This is a genomic window from Citrobacter sp. RHB35-C21, assembly GCF_013816515.1.
Classification (GTDB): domain Bacteria; phylum Pseudomonadota; class Gammaproteobacteria; order Enterobacterales; family Enterobacteriaceae; genus Citrobacter; species Citrobacter braakii.
The window spans coordinates 4,246,279-4,270,285 of sequence record NZ_CP057147.1; the positions used below are offsets into that span (position 1 = coordinate 4,246,279).

Below are 24,007 nucleotides of genomic sequence, written 5' to 3' on the forward strand. Positions count from 1 at the left end.
CATTTGCCCGGAGTCAATTGGTCTTACCAATTTCATGTTCTTGACGCTAAAGTAACAAAGTATTCACCTTCTGTCCATACAGGTTTTGATTGAAATCAGTAAAGGGGGCATATTTTAACAACATTACAGAAATAACGTTTCAAACATGTAACTATGCACAAATGTTAAATTTACCCACCACGGGGTAGTTTTAACGGAATTGAAACGAAAAAATATCTTATCTGAACCGATTCACCTGATTATTTATCGACAAATTAGCCACAATTAGTGAATAAAAATTCAAAATGGAAATTTTGTGGTAGATAAACTCGCATTTACAAATGGTTTCTTTTTATTCAACTCGTCATCTTGCCCGCATAAAGCAGGTGCATTCGCGCTCGCATATCATTATTCTGATCAAGACAAAAGCATTGAGGCAACATTTTATCTAAAGCATCTGTAAACAAATAAATACAACAAACGGAATTGCAAACTTACACACGCATTGCTGCGTAGTTCAAAAAATAAGTACTCGAAATATGAAGAGTAAAACCACACACGAGGTTTAATGATGGAAAGTCAACAGCATGGCGATCAGCTCAAGCGCGGTCTTAAGAACCGCCATATACAGCTAATCGCGCTGGGTGGCGCGATTGGTACCGGGTTATTCCTCGGTAGCGCATCCGTTATCCAGTCTGCAGGACCGGGTATTATTCTGGGTTACGCAATTGCCGGCTTTATCGCCTTTTTGATTATGCGTCAATTAGGTGAAATGGTAGTTGAAGAGCCGGTTGCAGGCTCCTTTAGCCACTTTGCTTATAAATACTGGGGCGGTTTTGCGGGCTTCTCTTCTGGCTGGAACTATTGGGTACTGTACGTCCTGGTTGCCATGGCTGAACTGACTGCCGTAGGTAAATATATCCAGTTCTGGTATCCGGAGATCCCCACCTGGGTTTCTGCTGCAGCCTTCTTCGTGCTGATCAACGCCATCAACCTGACCAACGTGAAAGTGTTTGGGGAAATGGAGTTCTGGTTCGCCATTATCAAAGTCATTGCCGTGGTTGCGATGATTCTGTTCGGCGGCTGGTTGCTGTTTAGCGGCAACGGCGGCCCGCAGGCCAGCGTCAGTAACCTGTGGAGTCAGGGTGGCTTCCTGCCGCACGGCTTCACCGGTCTGGTGATGATGATGGCTATTATTATGTTCTCTTTTGGTGGGCTGGAGCTGGTCGGGATCACCGCAGCAGAAGCCGATAACCCGGAGCAAAGCATTCCCAAAGCAACCAACCAGGTTATCTACCGTATCCTGATTTTCTATGTAGGTTCGCTGGCTGTTCTGCTTTCCCTGATGCCGTGGACGCGCGTCACGGCTGATACCAGCCCGTTTGTCCTTATTTTCCACGAGCTGGGCGACACCTTTGTTGCCAATGCACTGAACATCGTAGTGCTGACCGCTGCCCTTTCTGTCTATAACAGCTGCGTATACTGCAACAGCCGTATGCTGTTCGGTCTGGCACAGCAGGGTAACGCGCCAAAAGCGCTAATGAACGTCGACAAACGTGGCGTACCGGTGAACACCATTCTGGTCTCCGCGCTGGTTACGGCTCTGTGTGTACTGATCAACTATCTGGCACCGGAATCCGCCTTTGGCCTGCTGATGGCGCTAGTGGTTTCCGCACTGGTGATCAACTGGGCAATGATTAGCCTGGCGCACATGAAGTTCCGCAAAGCCAAACAGCAGCAAGGCGTTACCACCCGTTTCCCGGCGCTGCTCTATCCGCTTGGTAACTGGGTATGTCTGATTTTCATGGCTGCAGTGCTGGTGATTATGCTGATGACGCCGGGCATGGCGATTTCGGTGTACTTAATCCCGGTATGGATTGCCATTCTTGGCATCGGCTATTTGTGCAAACAGAAAACCGCCAAAGTAGCTAAAGCGCATTAATTCTCCCTCCCCCACCTGCATCAGGTGGGGGTTGTTACCTGCCTCACACTTTCCCACTCACGACTGTTTCGTCCATATCACTGGCGTTATCCTGCAACGCAAAAACACCTCTGCCAGACAATAATTATCTCCATATCTTATTAATGGAGTGCAGTTGATGGAAACCAGTAAGCTCACGGTGAAAGAAAAGATCGGCTATGGAATGGGCGACGCCGGATGCAACATCATCTTTGGCGCCATCATGTTGTTTGTTAACTATTTTTACACAGATATTTTTGGCCTGGCACCGGCCCTGGTCGGCGTGTTACTGCTCTCAGTACGCGTTATAGATGCCGTTACCGACCCTATTATGGGCGCGATGGCCGACCGCACCCGCAGCAAATATGGTCGATTTCGTCCATGGCTTTTGTGGATGGCTTTCCCATACGCATTATTTAGCGTACTCATGTTTACCACCCCTGAGTGGACATATAACAGCAAAGTAATCTATGCGTTCGTCACCTACTTCCTGCTCTCTATCACCTATACGGCGATCAACATCCCTTACTGCTCGCTCGGCAGCGTCATCACTAACGATCCAAAGGAACGTGTCGCCTGCCAGTCATATCGCTTTGTGTTGGTAGGAATTGCAACCCTGCTGCTCTCCCTCACCTTGCTGCCAATGGCGGACTGGTTTGGCGGAGAAGACAAAGCTAAAGGCTATCAGATGGCGATGGCAGTGCTGGCCTTCATCGGCATGTGTATGTTCCTGTTTTGCTTTGCAACCGTCCGTGAGCGCGTACGTCCTGCCGTCCCGACTAACGACGATTTAAAAGCCGACCTGAAAGACGTATGGAAGAACGATCAGTGGGTAAAAATCCTGCTGTTAACCCTGTGTAACGTCTGTCCGGGCTTTATTCGCATGGCTGCCACCATGTACTACGTAACCTGGGTTATGCAGCAAAGCACGCAGTTCGCAACGCTGTTTATCAGTCTTGGCGTTGTGGGCATGATGATCGGCAGCATGCTGGCGAAGGTGTTAACCGATCGCTGGTGCAAACTGAAAGTCTTCTTCTGGACCAATATCATCCTGGCGATTTTCTCCGGCGCGTTTTACTTCTTCGATCCTAAAGCCACCATGATGATTATGGTGCTTTACTTCCTGCTCAACATTCTGCATCAGATCCCATCCCCACTGCACTGGTCGCTGATGGCGGATGTCGATGATTACGGCGAGTGGAAAACCGGTAAACGTATCACCGGAATCAGCTTCTCCGGCAACCTGTTCTTCCTGAAACTGGGCCTGGCGATTGCCGGAGCGATGGTTGGTTTCCTGCTCTCCTGGTACGGCTACGACGCAGGGGCGAAAGCGCAAAGCGACTCCGCCATTAACGGTATTATGCTGCTGTTTACCATCATACCGGGTGTAGGCTACCTGATTACCGCAGGCGTAGTTCGTCTGCTGAAAGTTGACCGCGAGTTTATGCAACAAATCCAGACAGATTTAGAAAAGCGCCGCGCCAACTACCGTGAACTGAATGAGTACCACGATATAAAAACGACTGAAAACGTAAGGAAAGCCTAATGAATCAGTGGCCAAACCCCTTTATTGAACAGCGTGCCGACCCGTTTATTTTACGTGACGGTAGCCACTACTATTTCATTGCTTCAGTGCCCGAATACGATCGTCTGGAGATCCGCCGGGCGGACTCGCTGGAAGGGTTACGCACCGCTATCCCGGTTGTCGTCTGGCGCAAACCAGAAAACGGCCCCATGAGCCAGTTGATCTGGGCACCTGAGATCCATCATCTGGCAGGCAAGTGGTACATCTATTTTGCCGCCGCCCACACACAGGCGCTCGACAAGCTGGGGATGTTCCAGCACCGTATGTTTGCGCTCGAATGTGCAGACGCCGATCCGCTGACCGGCCAATGGACAGAGAAAGGGCAGATTAAAACGCAGTTTGATACCTTCGCGCTCGATGCCACCACCTTTAACCATCAGGGAAAACAGTGGTATCTGTGGGCGCAGAAATCCCCCGATATCGCCGGAAACTCCAATATCTATCTCGCCGAACTGGAAAATCCATGGACGATTAAAGGCGAGCCGGTAATGCTCAGTCATCCAGAGTATGACTGGGAATGCCGGGGTTTTTGGGTCAACGAAGGCCCGGCCGTCATGGTTCACGGCGACAAGCTGTTTATCAGCTATTCCGCCAGCGCCACCGATGAGAACTACTGTATGGGGTTATTGTGGATTGATCTCAATGCCGATCCGCTCAACCCGCAGAACTGGCACAAATCGCCGCGCCCGGTCTTTACCACCAGCTACGAAAACCGCCAATACGGGCCGGGGCACAACAGCTTTACGCAAACGCCGGAAGGTGAAGATGTGCTGGTGTACCACGCGAGAAATTACACTGAAATCGAGGGCGATCCGCTATACGATCCAAACCGCCACTCTCGTCTGAAGCTGGTGCGCTGGAACGAAAACGGGATGCCAGATTTTGGCATCCCACCTGCTGATACGCTTTGAAAGATTGGCCCGCAAGCACAAAGCGACCGGGCCAATTTTTTTCCTCGACGGATAAGCGCAGCGCCATCCACTAATAATGGCTTAAATTAATGTTCCATAAATGGTCAGCACGGCAATGACCACCACCACCACAAACGAGGTCTTCTTCGCCATCGAAACCGCGGCTTTTGGCGTTGCGACTTTATCGGTATGTGGTTCACGCGCTAAAGAAAACTGCGCAAGGCGAGTAAGCACCTGATATTGCGAAGTATGCAGATCCGCCAGCGACGCAAACCAGGCAGGCAACGCCTTCTCGCCGTGCCCCAGCAGCGCATAGACGACACCCGCCAGGCGCACCGGGATCCAGTCCAGCACATGCAGGATCGCATCGATACCTGATTGTAAACGCTGGTGCGGCGTCTGATAGCGCGCCAGCCAGGACTGCCAGGCACGTAGAAAGGCATAACCCACCAGCGTCACCGGTCCCCACGGGCCACCGACAATCAGCCAAAATAACGGCGCCAGATAAAAACGAAAGTTGTTCCATAACAGCGCGTTCTGCAGTTCGCGCAAGAACTCACGCTCATCGCACTCAGGCGGAATCCCATGAATCAGGGTCAGCTCGCTGGCCATCGCTTCACGGGCGTGAGCGTCATCGCGAGCAGCCGCGTTCAGATAGGCATGATAATGAAGACGCGTCTTGCCAGCGCCGATGCACAGTAAACCAATTAAGATCCACGCCACCAGCAAAGGCACGTTAAACAACAGGCCTTGAAGTGCGCGCAGCAGCAGGAACGTCACCCCCATCGCAATAAGGGCCATGCCTACCGTACGCATCATCGAAAAATGCTTCACCCGGCGGAAAAAAGCTTCAACCCGGTGATCAAGCTGCCAGTGCTCACCCAGCTTAAACAGGCGTTCAACAATCAACACCAGTAATGTTGTAAACAGCGTCATGTCATCTCCTTGTGCGACGAGGGGGTGACCAGGGCGCGAAACCTTGCCCAGTCAAAAGAGGGCCCGGGATCGGTCTTACGCTCGGGCGCAATATTGCAATGTCCTGTCATGTTGTTGGCAATGGCCGGATAACGCGTAATCAGGGCATTCGTCACGGCTGCCAGTTGCTGATACTGCGCATCGGTATAGGCCAGCGTATCCGTCCCTTCCAGCTCAATACCAATTGAGAAATCATTACAGCGTTCGCGGCCTTGATAGTTCGACACGCCAGCATGCCAGGCGCGTTTATCAAAGGGGACATACTGCACGATTTCACCGTCACGGCGAATTAAACAATGTGCCGAAACGCGCAAATGGGCGATCCCGGCAAAATAAGGATGGGCATTGGGATCAATCGTGCCCGTAAACAGCGCATCGATCCACGGGCCGCCAAACTCGCCGGGCGGCAGGCTGATATTATGCACCACCAGCAGAGAAGGGTTTTCGTCATCTGGGCGGCAATCGTAATGAGGAGAGGGAACGCGTCGCGCCTCTGCCAGCCAGCCCTCGTCTAACAACATGCAGAATCTCCTTATTGGTGGTGCTCATATCAGGTTCAGGGTAGCATGTTTCCACCTTATGATTCGTTAGCAATTTGGAGTTTTATCATGCCGCCTCGCCGCTATAACCCTGACTACCGACGTGACGCGCTGTTGGAACGCATAAATCTGGATATCCCTGCCGCTGTAGCTCAGGCGCTACGTGAAGATTTAGGCGGAGAAGTTGATGCCAATAACGATATCACCGCACAGCTTTTACCCGCGGAGATGCGCTCCCACGCCACCGTGATCACCCGCGAAGATGGCGTTTTTTGTGGAAAACGTTGGGTGGAAGAGGTCTTTATTCAACTGGCTGGCGATGATGTCAACATCACCTGGCATGTCGAAGATGGCGACAGCATTAAGGCCAATCAGCCGCTATTTGAACTGGACGGCCCTTCCCGCGTGCTGCTAACCGGCGAACGTACCGCGCTTAATTTTGTACAGACGCTTTCGGGTGTGGCGAGCGAGGTGCGTAAATATGTCGACCTGCTGGCGGGAACAAAAACCCAACTGCTGGATACACGTAAAACTCTGCCGGGGCTACGTACCGCGCTGAAATACGCCGTATTATGCGGCGGCGGCGCGAATCATCGTCTGGGCCTTTCTGACGCTTTCCTGATTAAAGAAAACCACATTATTGCTTCAGGTTCGGTACGTCAGGCCGTTGAAAAAGCCTTCTGGCTGCACCCGGATGTGCCGGTTGAAGTCGAAGTAGAAAGCCTGGATGAACTGGACGACGCGCTGAAAGCAGGGGCCGACATCATCATGCTCGATAACTTCGAAACAGACCAAATGCGGGAAGCGGTAAAACGCACCAACGGCCAGGCGCGTCTGGAAGTGTCGGGTAACGTCACTCATGAAACTCTGCGCGAATTTGCCGAAACCGGCGTGGATTTCATCTCTGTTGGCGCGCTGACCAAGCATGTTCGCGCGCTCGATCTCTCTATGCGTTTTCGCTAATTACTGATGGTTTAGCCCGATAGTACTTTCACTTATCGGGCCCATCACGCCGGTTTTTTCTATCGGCCGGATAAAGCGTTTACGCCGCCATACGGCTGTTTCTTCGAGCCTCTTCGCAAATACGTTGTCTGACTCTGTAATTTCATAAAAATCCTCGGAACCCGCCTTCCCGTTCTGTTTTTTGCCTCTCGCCGTAAACCCGAGCGTTTGCCAAAGTAGCGCCAGCTAACTCAAGGAGCGAACGATGGACAAGCAACGAGGCTTCACACTTATCGAACTCATGGTGGTCATTGGCATTATTGCCATCCTTAGCGCCATCGGTATTCCGGCTTATCAAAACTATCTGCGCAAAGCCGCGTTAACAGACATGCTGCAAACCTTTGTTCCCTATCGCACGGCGGTTGAGCTCTGTGCGCTGGAGCATGGCGGAACAACAACCTGTGATGCCGGAACGAATGGCATCCCTTCTCCAGCCACCACCCGTTATGTCTCCGCCATGAGCGTTGAAAAAGGAGTGGTCAGCCTCAGCGGACAAGAAAGCCTGAACGGGTTAAGCATCACCATGACGCCGGGTTGGGACAATGCCAACGGTATTACCGGCTGGAGCCGTAACTGCGTTATCCAGAATGACAGCGCATTGCAACAGGCCTGTGAAGACGTTTTCCGTTTCGATATTAATTAAGGAAAAGAGATGAATACCACCCAACTTACGGCGCTGTGCCAACGTCATCAGGGAATATTACTGGATGCAGACAATGAAGTGGTGCACATCGCCGTCGTGGACGCTCCATCCCACGAATTGCTGGACGCACTGCATTTTGCCACCACCCGACGTATCGACATCGTCTGCTGGACGCGTCAACAAATGGAAGGCCACACGCATACGCCACAGAAAATGCTCCCGGCAGTGGTCACGAAAAGCAGCGCCAGCGCAGCAGATTTGCTGAATCAGACGTTTCAATCCGCGCTGGTGCAACGGGCTTCTGATATTCATTTTGAACCAGCGGAAAATCACTATCGAATCAGATTACGTGTGGATGGCGTACTGCATGCTTTACCGGACGTCACGACCGAGATGGGTATCGCCATCACTGCCAGACTAAAAGTTTTAGGCAGTCTGGATATTGCCGAGCACCGACTTGCGCAAGACGGCCAATTTACCGTTGAAATTTCAGGAGAGCCGGTCTCGTTTCGCATCGCCACCTTGCCCTGTCGCTTTGGCGAAAAAGTGGTGCTACGGCTACTGCATCAGGTCGATCAAGCGCTGGAAATCACCGCGCTGGGAATGCAGGACGCGCAGCTGGCAGCATTTTCACAAGCGTTGCAGCAGCCTCAGGGGCTGATTCTGGTCACCGGACCGACCGGAAGCGGTAAAACGGTCACGCTGTACAGTGCGCTGCAGACCCGAAACACTCCGGACGTTAACCTCTGTAGCGTGGAAGATCCAGTAGAGATCCCGATCGCAGGTCTTAACCAGACACAAATTCATCCACGTGCCGGTCTCACTTTTCAGGGAGTATTGCGCGCGCTGCTGCGCCAGGATCCCGACATTATCATGGTGGGTGAAATCCGTGATGGCGAAACGGCTGAAATAGCCCTTAAAGCCGCACAAACCGGTCATCTGGTTCTATCAACACTACATACCAATTCCACCACAGAAACACTAATACGCTTGCAGCAAATGGGGGTTGCACGCTGGATGATCGCCTCCGCGCTGACGCTCGTTATTGCGCAGCGGTTGGTGAGAAAATTGTGTCCCCATTGCCGACAACGCCTGGAAACGCCGATCATGCTCCCGGAAGCGATCTGGCCTACGCCACTGCCTCGTTGGCAGGCTCCGGGCTGCCAACATTGCTATCACGGATTTTATGGCCGTACGGCATTGTTTGAAGTTCTCCCCGTGACACCTGCATTGCGCCAGAGCATCGCCAACGGTACGTCCGTAGACGGAGTGGAATCGAATGCTCAGCAACTGGGGATGAGCACGCTTTTCGAAAATGGTTGCAAGGCCGTCGAACAAGGGTTAACAACATTTGAAGAGTTGGTACGCGTACTGGGCATGCCCCATGTCAGCTAAACTGCTTTGGCGCTGGCAGGGTATTAGCAACGAAGGTAATCCACTGGAAGGCGTACTTTGGGCCGATACCCGCCCCTCATTGATGCTTGCTCTCGAGCAACGGCATATCACGCCGCTGCGCATTAATCGTATGCGTGTCAAAGCCTCACACTGGAGCCGTGAAAAAAGCGCTGAAACCATACATCAACTGGCGACGTTGCTGAAAGCAGGGCTAACACTCTCGGCAAGTTTAGCTTTGCTGGCTGAACAGCATCCCAGCAGCCAATGGCAAGCGCTACTGCGCACGCTGGCTCACGATATGGAACAGGGTATTTCTCTCTCCACCTCGCTATCTCAGTGGCAACACGTTTTTCCGCCTCTTTATCAGGCAATGATCCGTACCGGAGAGCTTACGGGTAAGCTGGACGACTGCTGCTTTGAACTCGCCCGCCAGCAGAAGAATCAACAGCAACTGGCGGATAAAGTTAAAAAAGCCCTACGCTATCCGATTTTCATTATCACGATGGCGGTGATGGTGGTGTTCGCGATGCTGCAGTTTGTACTCCCTGAGTTTGCCGCCATTTACCAGTCGTTTAACACCCCGCTACCGGCACTCACTCAGTGGATTATTGCCATCGCGCATTTTAGCAGCCAATGGGGATGGCTGGCGGGAGCATTCAGCCTGATAGCGGTTGCAGCATATCACCTGATGAAGCAGCAGCCATACTGGCTCACTCTGCGCCAGAAATTGCTGCTCGGCTTCCCGGTCATAGGGCCGATGGTGAGAGGGCAAAAACTCACGCAGATCTTCACTGTTCTGGCGTTAACGCAAAATGCAGGTATTCCTTTTCTGCAAGGTCTTGAGAGCGTCACTGAAACGCTGGCCAACCCTTTCTGGTCACAACGCTTAGCGCAGGTACATCACGACATCAGCGCTGGAAAACCGGTCTGGTTAGCGCTAAAAAATTGCGGTGAATTCAGCCCATTGTGCATACAGTTGGTCAGAACAGGTGAGGCTTCCGGCTCGCTGGATACAATGCTGCGTAATCTCGCCTATCACCACGGCGAGAAAACATTGTCTCAGGCAGAGAATCTGGCTGCGCTACTCGAGCCTGCGTTACTGGTCATTACGGGGCTGATAATCGGTACGCTGGTCGTTGCGATGTATTTGCCGATTTTTCATTTAGGAGATGCGATGAGCGGGGTGGGATAAATTCAAATGCCGGATGGCGCACTGCTTATCCGGCATGTCATAGTCCTACCTGTTCTTACAGGCTATTGAAAACGCGGTTTTCTTGTTCCTGTACACGAATAAACGTTGTACGTTTGGTCAGTTCTTTCAGGCGAGATGCACCGACATAGGTACAGGCAGAACGCAGGCCGCCAAGGATATCGCGTGCAGTGTTATCAACCGGGCCACGCAGAGGCAACTTAACTGTTTTACCTTCCGCAGCGCGGTATTGTGCAACACCACCAACGTGACGCGTCATGGCTGATTCAGAGCTCATGCCGTAGAACAGCATGAATTTCTCACCGTTCTCTTCAACAATTTTGCCGCCGCTTTCTTCATGACCGGCCAACATACCGCCGAGCATAACGAAGTCCGCGCCACCGCCGAACGCTTTTGCCACGTCACCCGGCATTGTGCAGCCGCCGTCACTGACAATCATGCCGCCCAGACCGTGAGCTGCATCGGCACATTCAATAACCGCAGAAAGCTGTGGGTAGCCAACGCCGGTTTTTACACGTGTGGTACATACAGAACCCGGGCCAATGCCGACTTTAACAATGTCCGCGCCGGAAAGTACCAGCTCTTCACACATTTCTCCAGTAACCACATTGCCCGCACAAATTGTTTTTGTCGGCCATGCTTCACGCGCTTTCGACACAAACTGAACAAAATGCTCTGAGTAGCCATTTGCCACATCAATGCAGATAAAGTTCAGCGCCGGGTTGAGCGCCAGAATCTGTTTGGTTTTTTCGAAATCTGCGTCAGAGGTGCCGGTTGAAACCATTACGTGTTTGAGCACATCAGCAGAGCTCTCTGCGATGAAAGCAGCCCAGTCTTCAACAGAATAGTGTTTGTGTACCGCAGTCAGGATGTCGAAGGATGCCAGCGCCGTTGCCATGGCAAACGTCCCGACAGTGTCCATGTTCGCGGCAATAATGGGTACGCCGGACCAGGTCTGACCTGAGTGCTTAAAGGTAAATTGACGTTCCAGCTCAACATCGGAACGGCTTTTGAGAGTAGAACGCTTAGGGCGGATAAGAACGTCTTTGAAACCTAACTTCAGATCTTCTTCGATACGCATGTGCGGATTCCTGGGGTTAATGGCGAAAAATCGAAACTCACAACTCCAGTGACGCTATCATACGCACTAATCAATGCCGCGCAAGACTGCGAAATTCTCTTTTTTTACGCTACAATCCCATAAATTTACCTGGCGAATAGTAGGTTAATCCTGCAGCAGCCTCGCCGTCGCACGCTTAACTTTTAACTGTTTGATAATCAAACTTAAACTCCAGGATCTGCATCTATGAGGTATACGGTAGCCTTAACCGGCGGCATTGGCAGTGGTAAAAGTACCGTTGCAAATGCGTTCGCTGACCTCGGAATAAACGTCATTGATGCAGATATTATTGCGCGCCAGGTAGTTGAACCCGGTACCCCAGCCCTTAAGGCGATCGAAGAACATTTTGGTACCGAAGTTATAGCTACCGACGGATCGTTGCAGCGACGCATTTTACGCGAACGCATTTTTTCCAGTCCTGAGGAGAAAAGCTGGCTGAATGCCTTGCTCCATCCGCTTATTCAGCAGGAAACGCAGCGCCAGTTTCAGCAAGCAACCTCCCCTTATCTGTTGTGGGTTGTACCTTTGCTGGTGGAAAATTCGCTGTATAAAAAAGCCAACCGCGTACTCGTGGTGGATGTTACCCCCGAGACACAGCTCAGACGCACTATGCAGCGCGATGACGTCACGCGTGAGCATGTTGAACAAATTCTTGCTGCCCAGGCAACGCGCGAAGCGCGTCTGGCCGTGGCAGACGATGTTATTGATAATAATGGCGCACCGGAGGCCATCGCCTCGGATGTCGCCCGCCTGCACGCGCTCTATTTGCAATGCGCGTTGCAGTTTGTCTCACAGGAAAAACCGTAATGCACACCCAGGTCCTTTTTGAACACCCTCTCAATGAGAAGATGCGTACATGGCTGCGCATTGAGTTTTTAATCCAACAGCTCTCCGTTAATGTACCCATAGCGGACCATGCAGGCGCACTGCATTTTTTCCGCAACATCGGGGACTTACTGGATGTCTTTGAACGCGGCGAAGTCCGTACCGAACTCCTCAAAGAGCTGGAAAGACAACAGCGTAAACTCCAGGCCTGGGTTGAAGTTCCCGGCGTCGATCAAAACAGGATCGACGCATTGCGCCAGCAGTTAAAAAGCGCGGGCAGCATTCTGATTTCGGCTCCGCGTATTGGACAGACGCTGCGCGAAGATCGTCTGATTGGCCTTGTACGTCAGCGTTTAAGTATTCCTGGCGGATGCTGCAGCTTCGATCTGCCGACTCTGCATATTTGGTTACATCTACCGCAGTCGCATCGCGACGCGCAGGTTGAAACCTGGCTTGCAAGTCTGAATCCGCTCAATCAGGCACTGTCGCTGGTGCTGGATTTAATTCGCAACTCTGCGCCATTCCGTAAGCAAACCAGCTTGAATGGTTTTTATCAGGACAACGGCGAAGATGCCGATCTGCTTCGCTTGCAGCTGCCGCTTGATTCGCAGCTTTATCCGCAAATTTCTGGTCATAAGAGCCGCTTTGCTATTCGCTTTATGCCGCTGGATAGCGAGAATGGCCAGGTGCCTGAGCGTCTCGATTTTGATCTGGCGTGCTGTTAAGGAGTCAACATGTCTGAACAAACCATCGTCAACTGCCCAAACTGCGGCAAACCCGTAGTGTGGGGTGAAGTCAGCCCGTTTCGCCCATTCTGCAGCAAGCGCTGCCAGTTAATCGATCTGGGTGAGTGGGCCGCAGAAGAGAAACGTATCCCAAGCTCTGGTGATCTGTCGGAAAACGACGACTGGAGTGAAGAGCAGAAGTAATTCAGCTAAAACGTAGGGCGGGCAAGCGTAGCGACCCCGCCCTAATTTGCCGGATGGTGGGGTTGCCTAATCCGGCCTACGAACACCTTTATCCAGCAATCAGCTTTTCAATTACCGGCGCATTCGCAGGCGGAAAATCTTCTGTATTCAGAGCATCTTGCGCAATCCACTGCGCCGGTTGCCCCTCTTTCCCCCACGGTTCGCCTTCCCAGCTTTCAACCAGCCAGAACCACAGAGTGATATGCCGATCCGGAAACTGGTACTCCAGCTTTTCGAACAGTGAGCTTTGAGTCGGCGTAATGCCTACTTCTTCCTGTAACTCGCGAATCAGCGCCTGCTCCGGCGTTTCGCCTGCTTCAATTTTCCCGCCGGGGAACTCCAGCTTATTTGCCATGTGGGCATCAGCCGCACGCTGGGTTATAAAAATTTCATGGTGCTGGTTGCGAATAATCCCGACGGCGATCTGCAGTATTTTCATCTTTATCGTCCATAAAAAAGGCGCAGAATTCTGCGCCTTCTCAGTAAGTTATTTTCTTAGCTCAGACGGCCATGGCACTGTTTGTACTTTTTCCCGGAACCGCAAGGACACGGATCGTTACGACCCACTTTACGATCGCCAGTTTGTGCTGCCAGCTCTTCTGCGGCGGCAGAATCGTCACCTTTATGGCTCAACTGCTGCATCTGCGCTAAACGTTCAGCGTCTTCACGACGTTGCTGCTCCATCGCTTCTACTTCTTCAGGCATACGTACCTGAACTTTGCTCAGGGTACTGATCACTTCGTACTTCAGTGATTCCAGCATTGATGCAAACATAGAGAAGGATTCACGCTTGTATTCCTGCTTCGGATCTTTTTGCGCATAACCACGCAGGTGGATACCCTGACGCAGGTAGTCCATCGCCGCAAGGTGCTCTTTCCACAGAGAATCGAGAGTTTGCAGCATCACGCCTTTTTCGAAGTGACGCATCATCTCCGCGCCCACAACTTCTTCTTTACGCTGATAAACTTCGATGGCGTTTGCCAGAATACGTTCGCGCAGCGTTTCCTCATGCAGCTCAGGCTCTTTATCCAGCCACTCTGAAATAGGCATTTCCAGATCGAAGTCGTTTTTCAGACGTTCCTGCAGACCCGGGATATCCCACATTTCTTCCAGAGACTGCGGCGGAATATAGGCATCAATCGTCGCTTTGAAGACATCCTCACGGATGCTATTAATGGTTTCGCTAACGTCAGTTACGTCCAGCAGTTCGTTACGCTGGGTGTAGATTGCACGACGCTGGTCATTGGCAACGTCATCATATTCCAGCAGTTGCTTACGAATATCGAAGTTGCGGCTTTCTACTTTACGCTGCGCGTTTGCAATCGCTTTAGTCACCCACGGGTGTTCAATCGCTTCACCAGGCTTCATGCCCAGTTTACGCATCATGCCGGACACGCGGTCAGAAGCAAAAATACGCATCAGCGCATCTTCCATCGACAGATAGAAACGAGAAGACCCCGCATCCCCCTGACGACCAGAACGACCACGCAGCTGGTTATCTATACGACGAGATTCGTGACGCTCGGTACCGATAATATGTAAACCACCTGCTGCTAACACCGCATCATGGCGAACCTGCCACTCGGCTTTGATCTGCGCGATTTGTTCTGGAGTCGGGTCCTCCAGCTCGGCAATTTCCGCCTGCCAGCTACCTCCCAGCACGATATCGGTACCACGACCTGCCATGTTTGTCGCGATAGTCACGGCGGACGGATAACCCGCCTGGGCGACGATTGCGGCTTCGTTGGCGTGGAACTTGGCGTTCAGAACGTTGTGTTTGATACCCGCCTTGTTCAGTTCATTAGAAACCACTTCCGATTTTTCAATAGAGATAGTACCAACCAGCACCGGCTGGCCATTTGCGGTACGCTCTTTAATATCTTCAATGATCGCCTGAATTTTTTCCGCTTCAGTCATGTACACCAGATCCGGTAAATCCTTACGGATCATCGGGCGGTTGGTCGGCACAACCACGGTATCCAGTTTGTAGATGGAGCTGAATTCAAAGGCTTCAGTGTCTGCTGTACCGGTCATACCGGCCAGTTTTTCGTACAAACGGAAGTAGTTCTGGAAGGTAATAGATGCCAGCGTCTGGTTCTCGTTTTGGATATCTACGCCTTCTTTGGCTTCAACAGCCTGGTGCAGACCATCGGACCAGCGGCGGCCCTGCATAGTACGACCGGTGTGTTCGTCAACGATGATAACTTCGCCGTCTTTCACGATATAGTCAACGTCGCGGGTAAACAACACGTGCGCGCGCAGTGCAGCAGTCACGTGGTGCATCAGCATAATGTTGCCCGGAGAGTACAGCGACTCGCCCTCATCCATAATGCCTTCGTTAACCAACAGCTCTTCAATCAGTACCAGACCACGTTCGGTCAGGTTGACCTGGCGCGCTTTCTCATCAACAGAGAAGTGGCCTTCCCCCTGGAACGTGTCGGAATCGTCCTTCTCCTGACGAATCAGGTGCGGGATGATTTTGTTCACTTTTTTATACATTTCCGAGCTGTCTTCAGCCGGACCGGAAATGATCAGCGGCGTACGCGCTTCATCGATCAGGATGGAGTCGACTTCATCGACCAGCGCATAGTGCAGTTTACGCTGAACGCGCTCTTCCGGGCTAAACGCCATGTTGTCGCGCAGGTAGTCAAAGCCGTATTCGTTGTTAGTACCGTAAGTAATATCGGCATTGTAGGCTTCACGCTTGGCTGGCGCAGGCAGGCCAGACATGTTGATACCCACGGTCATGCCGAGGAATTCAAACAGCGGGCGGTTATTTTCGGCGTCACGCTGAGCCAGGTAGTCGTTCACGGTAACCACGTGTACACCCTTCCCGCTTAAGGCGTTGAGGTAGGCTGGCAGCGTTGCGGTCAGGGTTTTACCTTCACCGGTACGCATTTCCGCGATGCAGCGATCGTTAAGCACCATACCACCCAGCAGCTGTACGTCGAAATGACGCATGCCGAACACACGCTTACTCGCTTCGCGGACCACCGCGAACGCTTCCGGGATCAGGCTTTCAACGCTGGCGCCTTTTTCCAGACGGGCGCGGAATTCAGCGGTCTTCGCTTTCAGTTCATCATCGGAGAGTTTTTCCATCTCCGGTTCCATTGCATTGATGACATTGACCACTTTACGCATACGACGCAGCGTACGCTCGTTACGGCTACCGAATACTTTTGTTAATAATTTGATTAGCATAATAAAATCTCAAACGCCCCGCGGTGCGGAGTCAAAAATTATAAGTTGGAAGGTTCTTTTTTAGCTGAGGCGTTGAGGGCCAGCGCGGATACCCTGCAGCTGGCTGATCCAGACCGGAACGCTAAATGCGGCCTGAGAGGTAAAATGAGCATATGTCACGCGACTCACGGCCGCGGGCGGTCTGCCTTCTTGCGTCAGCATCGCGCTGAGCGTATTCAGTAACGCAAGATGGTGCGCCTGGATTGGCAACGGCTCTTCGGCAACAGGCAGCGCCTGAGGAGCCATAGCAAAAGAAAGATGGCGAATGACCGTACGAATGGCATGCTGATGCCAGTAGTCAACGGTAAAATTCGGGCGGCGATTGGTCGCCTCCAGCAAAGCAAGCTGGCTAAAGTTAACTTTGGCAGATTGATCGTGATTGCTGGCGGTCGCCTTCGCGGGAGTATTAGGTTCAGCAGCATTACCGAGCGCAGGCAGGCCAAAACTAGCCGCGACCATCCCCAACAGGAGATGCGGCCAGAAGTACCGTCTGCCTAACTGTCGCCAACGCGTCAGTATTCCACTCACGTTATTGCCACCTGATATACCCTGCGTTTGGGGTTACAAATGCAAAACCATTTTTTTGCGCATAAATATTACCATTAAAGCGTACGCTCCACAGCAGTAATGACAGCAAGTCGCGGGTAAATATGCTTAAGAAAGCAGCGATCGAACGGTGTTTTAATCTGTCGGTGGGGAAAAAGTCGCTTCAGATAAGGTGGTTTTGCAATCGAAAGATAAAAAAACGACTGGCTCACCTGGCCGGAGAGAGTGCCAGATTTACCAGTCGAATTTATGCGACAGCGTATGTCGTTATGCCAGTACAGTCGAAGGTGCTTTGAACGCCAACGGCAGTTCTGCATCGTCCTGGAAGGTCACATATTCCCAGGCTTCCTGTTTTGCCAGGACTGCCTGCAATAGTTTGTTATTCAGTGCATGACCGGATTTATACGCGGTGAATGCACCAATAATGTTGTGACCACACATGAACAAGTCACCAATCGCGTCGAGCATTTTGTGACGAACGAATTCGTCTTCAAAACGCAGGCCGTCTTCGTTCAATACGCGATAATCGTCAACAACGATGGCACAATCGAAGCTGCCGCCCAGGCACAGGCCGCGGGACTGCAGATATTCGATATCACGCATGAAGCCGAAAGTACGCGCGCGGCTGATCTGGCGCATGAACGCATCCGCAGAGAAGTTCATCGCGTAGCGCTGCGTGCTGGAGTCGATCGCCGGATGGTTAAAGTCGATGGTGAAATCCAACGTAAAACCATTATACGGCTTAAACTCAGCCCACTTATCGCCATCTTCGACACGAACGGTCTCTTTGATGCGAACAAATTTTTTGGCGCTGCTCAGTTCTTCAATACCTGCATCAAGCAGCAAGTAAACGAACGGAGCGGCACTGCCATCCATAATCGGGATTTCCGGGGCGTTAACTTCAATAACGATGTTATCGATACCTAAGCCCGCCAGAGCAGCATTAAGGTGCTCTACGGTTGAAATCCGCACATCATGCTCATTGACCAGACACGTACAGAGCATGGTATCACGCACAGATTTGGCATCGGCCGGGAAATCTACCGGAGGATTCAAGTCGGTGCGACGATAGATGACCCCGGTGTTGGCCGGCGCAGGGCGTAATGTCAGGGTGACTTTTTTGCCGGTATGCAAACCGACGCCAGTCGCCTGAACGATACGTTTAAGAGTCCTTTGTTTGATCATCGTATAATCTCGCCAAATTACCTATCCAACCGAAGTGTACTATACATTCGGTGGGCCAGTTTAGCACAAAGAGCCACAATTCCCAAATTCCAGCTAATTCTTAATCAGCTTGCTTACGCAGGAATGCAGGGATATCCAGATAATCCGGCTCTTTCGTGGTTTGCGGCGTATTGTCGTTAACCACTTTCGCTACCGGTTTCTGCTCTTGCGTCAACGGCGCCATACCGTGCTGCTGGTAACGATCCATTACCGGCTGCTGTACCTGTTTGTTAGTCACCAGAGTGATTTCAGGACGCTTGTCCATACCAATTCCAGTCGCAACAACGGTCACGCGCAGTTCGTCGTTCATATCCGGGTCCAGTGAGGTACCGATAACCACGGTTGCGTTATCCGATGCAAAGGCACGAATCGTGTTACCCACGGTTTCGAACTCATCCAGACGCAGGTCGAAGCCCGCAGTAATGTTAACCAGCACGCCGCGTGCGCCGGACAGATCGATATCTTCCAGCAGCGGAGAAGAGATAGCCATTTCAGCCGCTTCTTCTGCACGGTCTTCACCGCTCGCCACGCCAGAACCCATCATCGCGTAGCCCATTTCGGACATCACGGTGCGCACGTCTGCAAAGTCGACGTTCATCAGGCCTGGACGAGTAATCAGTTCAGCGATACCCTGGACTGCGCCTTTCAGCACGTCGTTCGCTGCGCCAAATGCATCCAGCAGGGAGATACCACGGCCCAGTACTTTCAGCAGCTTGTCGTTCGGGATAGTGATCAGAGAGTCCACGTGTTTGGACAGCTCGGTGATACCCTGCTCCGCGAATGCCATACGCTTCTTGCCTTCAAAGTTGAAAGGCTTAGTCACGACAGCAACGGTCAGAATACCTAAATCTTTTGCGACTTCAGCTACCACTGGCGCTGCACCGGTACCGGTACCGCCGCCCATGCCAGCTGCGATAAACACCATGTCTGCACCGTCAAGCGCTGCGCGCAGAGCTTCGCGATCTTCGTCTGCCGCATTACGACCGACTTCCGGGTTTGCACCCGCGCCCAGACCTTTGGTGATGCCGCTACCAATCTGAATGGTCTGTCCAACCGCCGTTTTACGCAACGCCTGAGCGTCGGTATTCACCGCGAAGAATTCAACACCTTCGATGCGCTCACGCACCATGTGTTCAACGGCATTACCGCCGCCGCCACCGACGCCGATGACTTTAATCACCGCGTCGTTGGTTAGTTCCATAGGTTCAAACATAGTTTCTCTCTCCGTTTTACACTTCATCCTTCAAGCCGCCTCTTTGTTGGCTGCCTTCACTCACTCCCGTGACATAGTAAACTATGCTCCAGGAGATTCGCTCAGTTGCCGCCGCGATGCAACTTGAATGACTTTGTGTAGTGCCTGTCGCCTGAGACCGTTAATTTGCGTCGGTCTCTTTAAAAATTAAAACTCTTTACGTAACCAGCTATTCAGTCGCTTGATCCACGATCCGACCGAGGCAGTTACGCGCTTTTCTACTTCAGCCTCACCACTTAAATGGGATTCTTTCCCGTAGTGCAGCAGCCCCACCGCCGTTGAATAATACGGCTCCTGGGCATAATCCGTCAGACCGGTAATATTCAGCGGTGCGCCAATACGTACTTGTGTATGGAACACGCGCTGTGCGCAGGCCGCAAGACCTTCAATTTGCGCAGCACCGCCGGTTAACACAATCCCCGCCGCCAGATGATGTTTCACACCCTGTTGGCGAAGCTGTTCTTGTAATTGCAAAATTTCTTCGTTTACCAGGTTGAGCAGCTCGGTATAACGCGGCTCAATGACCTCTGCCAGAGTCTGACGTTGCAGGCTACGCGGCGGACGACCACCAACGCTTGGCACTTCAACGCTCTCGTCTTTACCCACGATGGAACCCAGTGCGCAGCCATGACGCACTTTGATGGCTTCAGCATCGCTCGGCGGCGTACCAAAGGCATACGCGATATCGCTGGTCACGACATTCCCTGCATAAGGGATAACTTTAGTGTGGCGCAACGCCCCGCCAGTATAAACGGCGATGTCCATTGTACCACCACCAATATCCACCACGCAGACACCCAGTTCACGTTCATCTTCCGTCAATACGGAATAACTGGCTGCCAACCCGGCAAAAATCAGTTGGTCAACTTTCAGACCACAACGTTCAACGGCTTTGACAATATTCTTCGCCATGTCGTTGTGGCAGGTAATAAGATGGACTTTTGCCTGCATACGCACACCGGAAAGACCGACCGGATTTTTGATACCTTCCTGGTAGTCGATGGCGTATTCCTGCGGGATGACGTGCAGAACACGATGTTCATCGCGAACGCGTACGGATTTTGCCGTATGTACCACGTTTTCCACATCTTCCTGCGTCACTTCCTCTTCGGAAATGGGCACCATACCAATTTCATTCTGACAGCTAATATGTTTACCGGAAAGCGCCAGATACACTGAAGAGATCTGGCAATCTGCCATCAGTTCAGCCTGGTCAATGGCGCGCTGTACGCACTTCACCACTGACTCAAGGTCATTCACCCCGCCTTTATCCATACCTCGCGATGGGCAACTGCCCACGCCAATGATATTGACCATACCGTCGGGCAGAACTTCCCCTACTAAAGCGGCTACCTTCGCGGTGCCAATCTCCAGTCCAACTACCAGTTTTCTGTCCGTCGCCTTGATCATTGTTGTTCTGCCTGTGCCTGATTCTGTTGCTGATTAGATTCCTCAGGAGGCAAGGGAACCCAGCCTACTGCCGCCCCTGAGTCATAACGCAAATCAACGTAGCTAATCCGTTTGCCATCGGTTTGCGCCTGCTGCTGTAAAACCGGGTAGAGTTCCACAAAGCGAGCCAAACGTTTTATCGTATCGCCCCTGCCCAGATTCAGCTTAATATCGTTATTCAGCGTCAACTGCCAGGAACGACGAGCGGTCATTGCCGCTTCCTTCAGGGTGAATCTGTCCTTAGCCAGCACCTGCCCCATATCGCGGAACCCTTGCAGCACTTCACTTGCGCTGCCTTCCGGTCCGTACAACATAGGTAATACCTGCTTATTGGCCCGACCGGTTGGGACACTGAAGGTATTTCCTTCGGCATCCACCATATGTTGGTCATTCCAACGCGCTATTGGCACATATTCAACCAGATGAATCTTCAATTCATCAGGCCATTGCTTTCTAACGCTCGCCTGTTTGATCCAGGGGAGGCGTTCAATCTGGCTCTGGATGATGTTCACATCCTGAGTCATAAATGTTCCCGGAGCGCCCAGCGCCAGGATGGACTGACGGATATCGTCATTGCGCGTGTAATGCCGTTCGCCGGTTAACACCAGTTTTGACAATGGCAGGCGCTGCGCATCTTCCATCCATCCCAACACTACCCAGCCGCTGACAAACACGGTGCACAGCACTGTCAGCAGGAACAGTATTCCTGCAAGACGCGTTCCATTATTGCGGCGTGAGGAGTTTACTTCTTCTTCATCACCGTTTCGCGTGTTCAGCGCAGCCTGCGACATATCAGTCCGCCAACTCCAGAATTCTTACCACCAACTGCGAGAAGCTCAGGCCCGCCTGACGCGCCGCCATCGGCACCAGACTGTGGCTGGTCATACCCGGAGAGGTATTCGCTTCCAGCAGATAAAACTGGCCATCGCTGTCCAGCATGACGTCAATGCGACCCCAACCTTTACAGCCCAATGCAGTCCACGCTTTCAGGACTAATTCCTGTAAAAAGGCTTCTTGTTCGACTTCCAGACCAGCAGGGCAGAAATATTGTGTCTCATCAGAGAGATACTTCGCCTCATAATCATAGAAGGTTCCCGCGGGTTGGATACGTATTGACGGTAAAATTTCTTCGCCAAGTATCGCAACTGTAAATTCCGGGCCACTGAGCCATTTTTCAATCAGTACTTCTTCATCATGCTGAAAAGCCAATGCTAATGCACCCTGCAAAGCATTTTCTTCTTCAACTTTTGACATCCCTACGCTGGAACCTTCACGGCTTGGCTTTACAATCAACGGCAAGCCTAACGCAGAAATTTTTGTAACTGCTTCATCGCTAAGACCTTTTTCGAACTCAGCGCGGGTCAGCGCAACCCATGGGGCGACGGGTAAACCTGCGCCCTGCCACAGCAGCTTGCTGCGCAGTTTGTCCATTGAAATCGCGGAAGCCATGACGCCGCTGCCGGTATACGGCAGGCCAATCAGCTCCAGCATGCCCTGCAATGTGCCATCTTCACCGCCACGACCGTGCAGCGCAATAAACACCTTCTGAAACCCCATAGATTTCAAAAGAGTGACATCGACCTCTTTGGGGTCAACCGGATGGGCATCTACACCACCTTCGCGTAATCCTGCCAGTACGGCCGCGCCTGAATTCAGCGATACTTCACGCTCAGCGGAGGTTCCCCCTAACAGGACCGCGATTTTATCAGCCATGTTGTTCTTCCTCCGGGTTTTGCGGCTTCAGTTTGATTTCAGCTAAGGAACGCGCGATTTTGCCGATATTTCCAGCGCCCTGCACCAAAATCAGATCGTTGCCGGTTAATACGGGTGCCAGCATTTCTGCCACCTGGGCCGGATCGGATACCAGAATCGGATCGATCTTACCGCGGCCACGAATCGTACGGCACAACGAGCGGCTGTCGGCACCCGGAATCGCGGCTTCGCCCGCGGCATACACATCCAGCATCAACAGCGCATCGACCTGGGTCAGCACGTTGGCAAAGTCGTCGTACAGATCGCGAGTACGCGTAAACCGGTGCGGCTGGAACAGCATCACCAGGTTTTTGTCCGGCCAGCCCGCGCGCGCGGCTTTAATCGTGGCGTCCACCTCCGTTGGGTGGTGGCCATAATCATCAACCAGCATCGCGGTCCCGGCTTTACCGTTCACTGGCTCAAGCGGGAATTCGCCGAGGAAGTCAAAACGACGTCCGGTACCCTGGAAACTTTCCAGCGCGCGCAGAATAGCGTCGTCTTCAATACCTTCTTCCGTCGCGACCGCCACTGCCGCCGCCGCGTTCAGTGCATTGTGGCGACCCGGCGCGTTTAACGTAACACGTAAATCGGCCATCCCCTGACGCACCAGCGTGAAGTGTCCTTGTGGACCAATCTGCTGGTAATCTTCAACGCGCACATCGGCATCATCACTGAAACCATAGGTTGTGGTTTGACGGCCAACTCGCGGTAACAGTTCGCGGATCACCGGATCGTCAACGCACATCACCGCACGACCATAAAACGGCAAGTTATGCAGGAAATTAATAAACGTCTGCTTTAAATTCTCGAAGTCGCCATGGTAGGTATCCATGTGGTCGGCTTCGATATTGGTGACAATCGCCACCATTGGCTGCAAATGCAGGAACGACGCGTCGCTCTCGTCCGCTTCGGCAATCAAATAACGGCTATGACCCAGGCGCGCATGCACGCCTGCGGCCTTCACCAGACCGCCGTTGACAAAAGTGGGATCCAGCCCCGCTTCCGCATAGATGCTGGAGACCATTGCCGTGGTCGTGGTTTTACCGTGCGTCCCGGCAATAGCAATACCGTGACGAAAACGCATTAACTCCGCCAGCATTTCAGCACGACGAATCACCGGAATACGTGCTTCATGCGCTGCAACAATTTCCGGGTTATCCGCAGAAATAGCGCTGGATACCACCACCACGCTCGCATCGCGCACGTTTTCCGGGCGATGGTTGAAGAAAATCGTGGCACCCAGATTCGTCAACTGCTGCGTCACAGGATTCGGCGCTAAGTCAGAACCGCTGATCTGATAACCTTCATTGGCCAAAACTTCGGCAATACCGCCCATACCAGCACCACCGATGCCGACAAAGTGAATGTGCCGAACGCGACGCATTTCGGGCACGATGGAACGCAGTTTTGCCAGTTGTTGTGTATTCATTCT

At 52.3% G+C, this 24,007-nt stretch carries 22 protein-coding genes; 10 read left to right on the forward strand and 12 right to left on the reverse strand.

What is annotated here, in order from left to right; translation table 11 throughout:
- Window positions 1-547 precede the first annotated feature (547 nt).
- The 3 genes from aroP to HVZ39_RS20655 all read left to right on the forward strand — a co-directional run bounded on the left by aroP (window position 548) and on the right by HVZ39_RS20655 (window position 4,435).
- Window positions 548-1,921 carry an aromatic amino acid transporter AroP gene (aroP, locus tag HVZ39_RS20645; RefSeq protein WP_087121850.1) on the forward strand — a complete coding sequence of 458 codons (1,374 nt, stop codon included), beginning with the start codon at window positions 548-550 and terminating at the stop codon, window positions 1,919-1,921.
- Window positions 1,922-2,078: 157 nt separating this feature from the next.
- Window positions 2,079-3,485 carry an MFS transporter gene (locus HVZ39_RS20650; protein ID WP_016151715.1) on the forward strand — a complete coding sequence of 469 codons (1,407 nt, stop codon included), beginning with the start codon at window positions 2,079-2,081 and terminating at the stop codon, window positions 3,483-3,485.
- Entirely contained in the window at window positions 3,485-4,435 is a 951-nt protein-coding gene (locus tag HVZ39_RS20655; protein WP_181632912.1) for a family 43 glycosylhydrolase, read from the forward strand. The genes HVZ39_RS20650 and HVZ39_RS20655 overlap by 1 nt, the downstream gene beginning before the upstream one ends.
- Before the next feature lie 81 nt (window positions 4,436-4,516).
- On the opposite strand, the gene ampE is transcribed toward HVZ39_RS20655, so the two are convergent.
- Complete coding sequence (ampE, locus tag HVZ39_RS20660) at window positions 4,517-5,371, reverse strand: beta-lactamase regulator AmpE (protein ID WP_016155697.1); 855 nt, start codon at window positions 5,369-5,371, stop codon at window positions 4,517-4,519.
- The gene (gene ampD / locus HVZ39_RS20665) at window positions 5,368-5,931 is read right to left on the reverse strand and encodes a 1,6-anhydro-N-acetylmuramyl-L-alanine amidase AmpD (protein ID WP_016151712.1); all 564 of its coding nucleotides are present in this window, start codon (window positions 5,929-5,931) and stop codon (window positions 5,368-5,370) included. The genes ampE and ampD overlap by 4 nt, the downstream gene beginning before the upstream one ends.
- A gap of 87 nt (window positions 5,932-6,018) precedes the next feature.
- Between ampD and nadC the strand changes: the two genes are divergently transcribed.
- The 4 genes from nadC to hofC all read left to right on the forward strand — a co-directional run bounded on the left by nadC (window position 6,019) and on the right by hofC (window position 10,181).
- Window positions 6,019-6,912 carry a carboxylating nicotinate-nucleotide diphosphorylase gene (gene nadC, locus HVZ39_RS20670; protein ID WP_016151711.1) on the forward strand — a complete coding sequence of 298 codons (894 nt, stop codon included), beginning with the start codon at window positions 6,019-6,021 and terminating at the stop codon, window positions 6,910-6,912.
- 244 nt (window positions 6,913-7,156) lie between these two features.
- Window positions 7,157-7,594 carry a prepilin peptidase-dependent pilin gene (gene ppdD, locus HVZ39_RS20675; RefSeq protein WP_016151710.1) on the forward strand — a complete coding sequence of 146 codons (438 nt, stop codon included), beginning with the start codon at window positions 7,157-7,159 and terminating at the stop codon, window positions 7,592-7,594.
- Between the two features lie 9 nt (window positions 7,595-7,603).
- On the forward strand, window positions 7,604-8,989 hold the full coding sequence (gspE, locus tag HVZ39_RS20680) for a type II secretion system protein GspE (protein ID WP_049269183.1): 1,386 nt from the start codon (window positions 7,604-7,606) through the stop codon (window positions 8,987-8,989).
- Window positions 8,979-10,181, forward strand: a complete 1,203-nt coding sequence (gene hofC / locus HVZ39_RS20685; RefSeq protein WP_181632913.1) for a protein transport protein HofC — start codon at window positions 8,979-8,981, stop codon at window positions 10,179-10,181. The genes gspE and hofC overlap by 11 nt, the downstream gene beginning before the upstream one ends.
- Before the next feature lie 55 nt (window positions 10,182-10,236).
- On the opposite strand, the gene HVZ39_RS20690 is transcribed toward hofC, so the two are convergent.
- Entirely contained in the window at window positions 10,237-11,280 is a 1,044-nt protein-coding gene (locus HVZ39_RS20690; RefSeq protein ID WP_003829510.1) for a GMP reductase, read from the reverse strand.
- Window positions 11,281-11,505: 225 nt separating this feature from the next.
- On the opposite strand from HVZ39_RS20690, the gene coaE reads away from it, so the two are divergent.
- From coaE to yacG, 3 genes are read left to right on the forward strand one after another with little or no spacing between them, the layout of a single operon-like run.
- A complete protein-coding gene (gene coaE / locus HVZ39_RS20695; protein ID WP_046275369.1) occupies window positions 11,506-12,126 on the forward strand; it encodes a dephospho-CoA kinase in 621 nt (206 codons plus the stop codon).
- Complete coding sequence (gene zapD / locus HVZ39_RS20700) at window positions 12,126-12,869, forward strand: cell division protein ZapD (protein ID WP_016151705.1); 744 nt, start codon at window positions 12,126-12,128, stop codon at window positions 12,867-12,869. The genes coaE and zapD overlap by 1 nt, the downstream gene beginning before the upstream one ends.
- A 9-nt stretch (window positions 12,870-12,878) precedes the next feature.
- Window positions 12,879-13,073 carry a DNA gyrase inhibitor YacG gene (gene yacG / locus HVZ39_RS20705; RefSeq protein ID WP_115190995.1) on the forward strand — a complete coding sequence of 65 codons (195 nt, stop codon included), beginning with the start codon at window positions 12,879-12,881 and terminating at the stop codon, window positions 13,071-13,073.
- 88 nt (window positions 13,074-13,161) lie between these two features.
- Here the strand turns inward: yacG and mutT are convergent, their stop codons facing one another.
- The 9 genes from mutT to murC form a co-directional block, all read right to left on the reverse strand.
- Window positions 13,162-13,551, reverse strand: a complete 390-nt coding sequence (gene mutT, locus HVZ39_RS20710; RefSeq protein WP_016155691.1) for an 8-oxo-dGTP diphosphatase MutT — start codon at window positions 13,549-13,551, stop codon at window positions 13,162-13,164.
- A gap of 56 nt (window positions 13,552-13,607) precedes the next feature.
- Window positions 13,608-16,313, reverse strand: coding sequence for a preprotein translocase subunit SecA (secA, locus tag HVZ39_RS20715; RefSeq protein WP_016151702.1), 2,706 nt, complete (start codon window positions 16,311-16,313; stop codon window positions 13,608-13,610).
- Window positions 16,314-16,373: 60 nt separating this feature from the next.
- Window positions 16,374-16,880, reverse strand: coding sequence for a secA translation cis-regulator SecM (gene secM, locus HVZ39_RS20720; RefSeq protein WP_016151701.1), 507 nt, complete (start codon window positions 16,878-16,880; stop codon window positions 16,374-16,376).
- Between the two features lie 285 nt (window positions 16,881-17,165).
- Window positions 17,166-18,083, reverse strand: coding sequence for a UDP-3-O-acyl-N-acetylglucosamine deacetylase (lpxC, locus tag HVZ39_RS20725; protein WP_006686706.1), 918 nt, complete (start codon window positions 18,081-18,083; stop codon window positions 17,166-17,168).
- 100 nt (window positions 18,084-18,183) lie between these two features.
- The gene (gene ftsZ, locus HVZ39_RS20730; RefSeq protein ID WP_003018753.1) at window positions 18,184-19,335 is read right to left on the reverse strand and encodes a cell division protein FtsZ; all 1,152 of its coding nucleotides are present in this window, start codon (window positions 19,333-19,335) and stop codon (window positions 18,184-18,186) included.
- Window positions 19,336-19,521: 186 nt separating this feature from the next.
- Window positions 19,522-20,784, reverse strand: a complete 1,263-nt coding sequence (gene ftsA, locus HVZ39_RS20735; protein WP_003018755.1) for a cell division protein FtsA — start codon at window positions 20,782-20,784, stop codon at window positions 19,522-19,524.
- Entirely contained in the window at window positions 20,781-21,614 is an 834-nt protein-coding gene (gene ftsQ / locus HVZ39_RS20740; RefSeq protein WP_003018758.1) for a cell division protein FtsQ, read from the reverse strand. The genes ftsA and ftsQ overlap by 4 nt, the downstream gene beginning before the upstream one ends.
- A 1-nt stretch (window position 21,615) precedes the next feature.
- Window positions 21,616-22,536: a D-alanine--D-alanine ligase gene (locus HVZ39_RS20745; RefSeq protein ID WP_016151699.1), complete on the reverse strand. Its 921-nt coding sequence runs from the start codon at window positions 22,534-22,536 to the stop codon at window positions 21,616-21,618.
- Window positions 22,529-24,004 carry a UDP-N-acetylmuramate--L-alanine ligase gene (gene murC, locus HVZ39_RS20750; protein ID WP_016151698.1) on the reverse strand — a complete coding sequence of 492 codons (1,476 nt, stop codon included), beginning with the start codon at window positions 24,002-24,004 and terminating at the stop codon, window positions 22,529-22,531. Before murC ends, HVZ39_RS20745 begins: the two co-directional genes overlap by 8 nt.
- Between the last annotated feature and the right edge of the window lie 3 nt (window positions 24,005-24,007).

Bases quoted from the DNA above. Each gene is read 5' to 3' on its own strand.
- aroP (WP_087121850.1), top strand. From the start codon at position 548: ATGATGGAAAGTCAACAGCATGGCGATCAGCTCAAGCGCGGTCTTAAG.
- HVZ39_RS20650 (WP_016151715.1), top strand. From the start codon at position 2,079: ATGGAAACCAGTAAGCTCACGGTGAAAGAAAAGATCGGCTATGGAATG.
- HVZ39_RS20655 (WP_181632912.1), top strand. From the start codon at position 3,485: ATGAATCAGTGGCCAAACCCCTTTATTGAACAGCGTGCCGACCCGTTT.
- ampE (WP_016155697.1), bottom strand. From the start codon at position 5,371: ATGACGCTGTTTACAACATTACTGGTGTTGATTGTTGAACGCCTGTTT.
- ampD (WP_016151712.1), bottom strand. From the start codon at position 5,931: ATGTTGTTAGACGAGGGCTGGCTGGCAGAGGCGCGACGCGTTCCCTCT.
- nadC (WP_016151711.1), top strand. From the start codon at position 6,019: ATGCCGCCTCGCCGCTATAACCCTGACTACCGACGTGACGCGCTGTTG.
- ppdD (WP_016151710.1), top strand. From the start codon at position 7,157: ATGGACAAGCAACGAGGCTTCACACTTATCGAACTCATGGTGGTCATT.
- gspE (WP_049269183.1), top strand. From the start codon at position 7,604: ATGAATACCACCCAACTTACGGCGCTGTGCCAACGTCATCAGGGAATA.
- hofC (WP_181632913.1), top strand. From the start codon at position 8,979: ATGTCAGCTAAACTGCTTTGGCGCTGGCAGGGTATTAGCAACGAAGGT.
- HVZ39_RS20690 (WP_003829510.1), bottom strand. From the start codon at position 11,280: ATGCGTATCGAAGAAGATCTGAAGTTAGGTTTCAAAGACGTTCTTATC.
- coaE (WP_046275369.1), top strand. From the start codon at position 11,506: ATGAGGTATACGGTAGCCTTAACCGGCGGCATTGGCAGTGGTAAAAGT.
- zapD (WP_016151705.1), top strand. From the start codon at position 12,126: ATGCACACCCAGGTCCTTTTTGAACACCCTCTCAATGAGAAGATGCGT.
- yacG (WP_115190995.1), top strand. From the start codon at position 12,879: ATGTCTGAACAAACCATCGTCAACTGCCCAAACTGCGGCAAACCCGTA.
- mutT (WP_016155691.1), bottom strand. From the start codon at position 13,551: ATGAAAATACTGCAGATCGCCGTCGGGATTATTCGCAACCAGCACCAT.
- secA (WP_016151702.1), bottom strand. From the start codon at position 16,313: ATGCTAATCAAATTATTAACAAAAGTATTCGGTAGCCGTAACGAGCGT.
- lpxC (WP_006686706.1), bottom strand. From the start codon at position 18,083: ATGATCAAACAAAGGACTCTTAAACGTATCGTTCAGGCGACTGGCGTC.
- ftsZ (WP_003018753.1), bottom strand. From the start codon at position 19,335: ATGTTTGAACCTATGGAACTAACCAACGACGCGGTGATTAAAGTCATC.
- ftsA (WP_003018755.1), bottom strand. From the start codon at position 20,784: ATGATCAAGGCGACGGACAGAAAACTGGTAGTTGGACTGGAGATTGGC.
- ftsQ (WP_003018758.1), bottom strand. From the start codon at position 21,614: ATGTCGCAGGCTGCGCTGAACACGCGAAACGGTGATGAAGAAGAAGTA.
- HVZ39_RS20745 (WP_016151699.1), bottom strand. From the start codon at position 22,536: ATGGCTGATAAAATCGCGGTCCTGTTAGGGGGAACCTCCGCTGAGCGT.
- murC (WP_016151698.1), bottom strand. From the start codon at position 24,004: ATGAATACACAACAACTGGCAAAACTGCGTTCCATCGTGCCCGAAATG.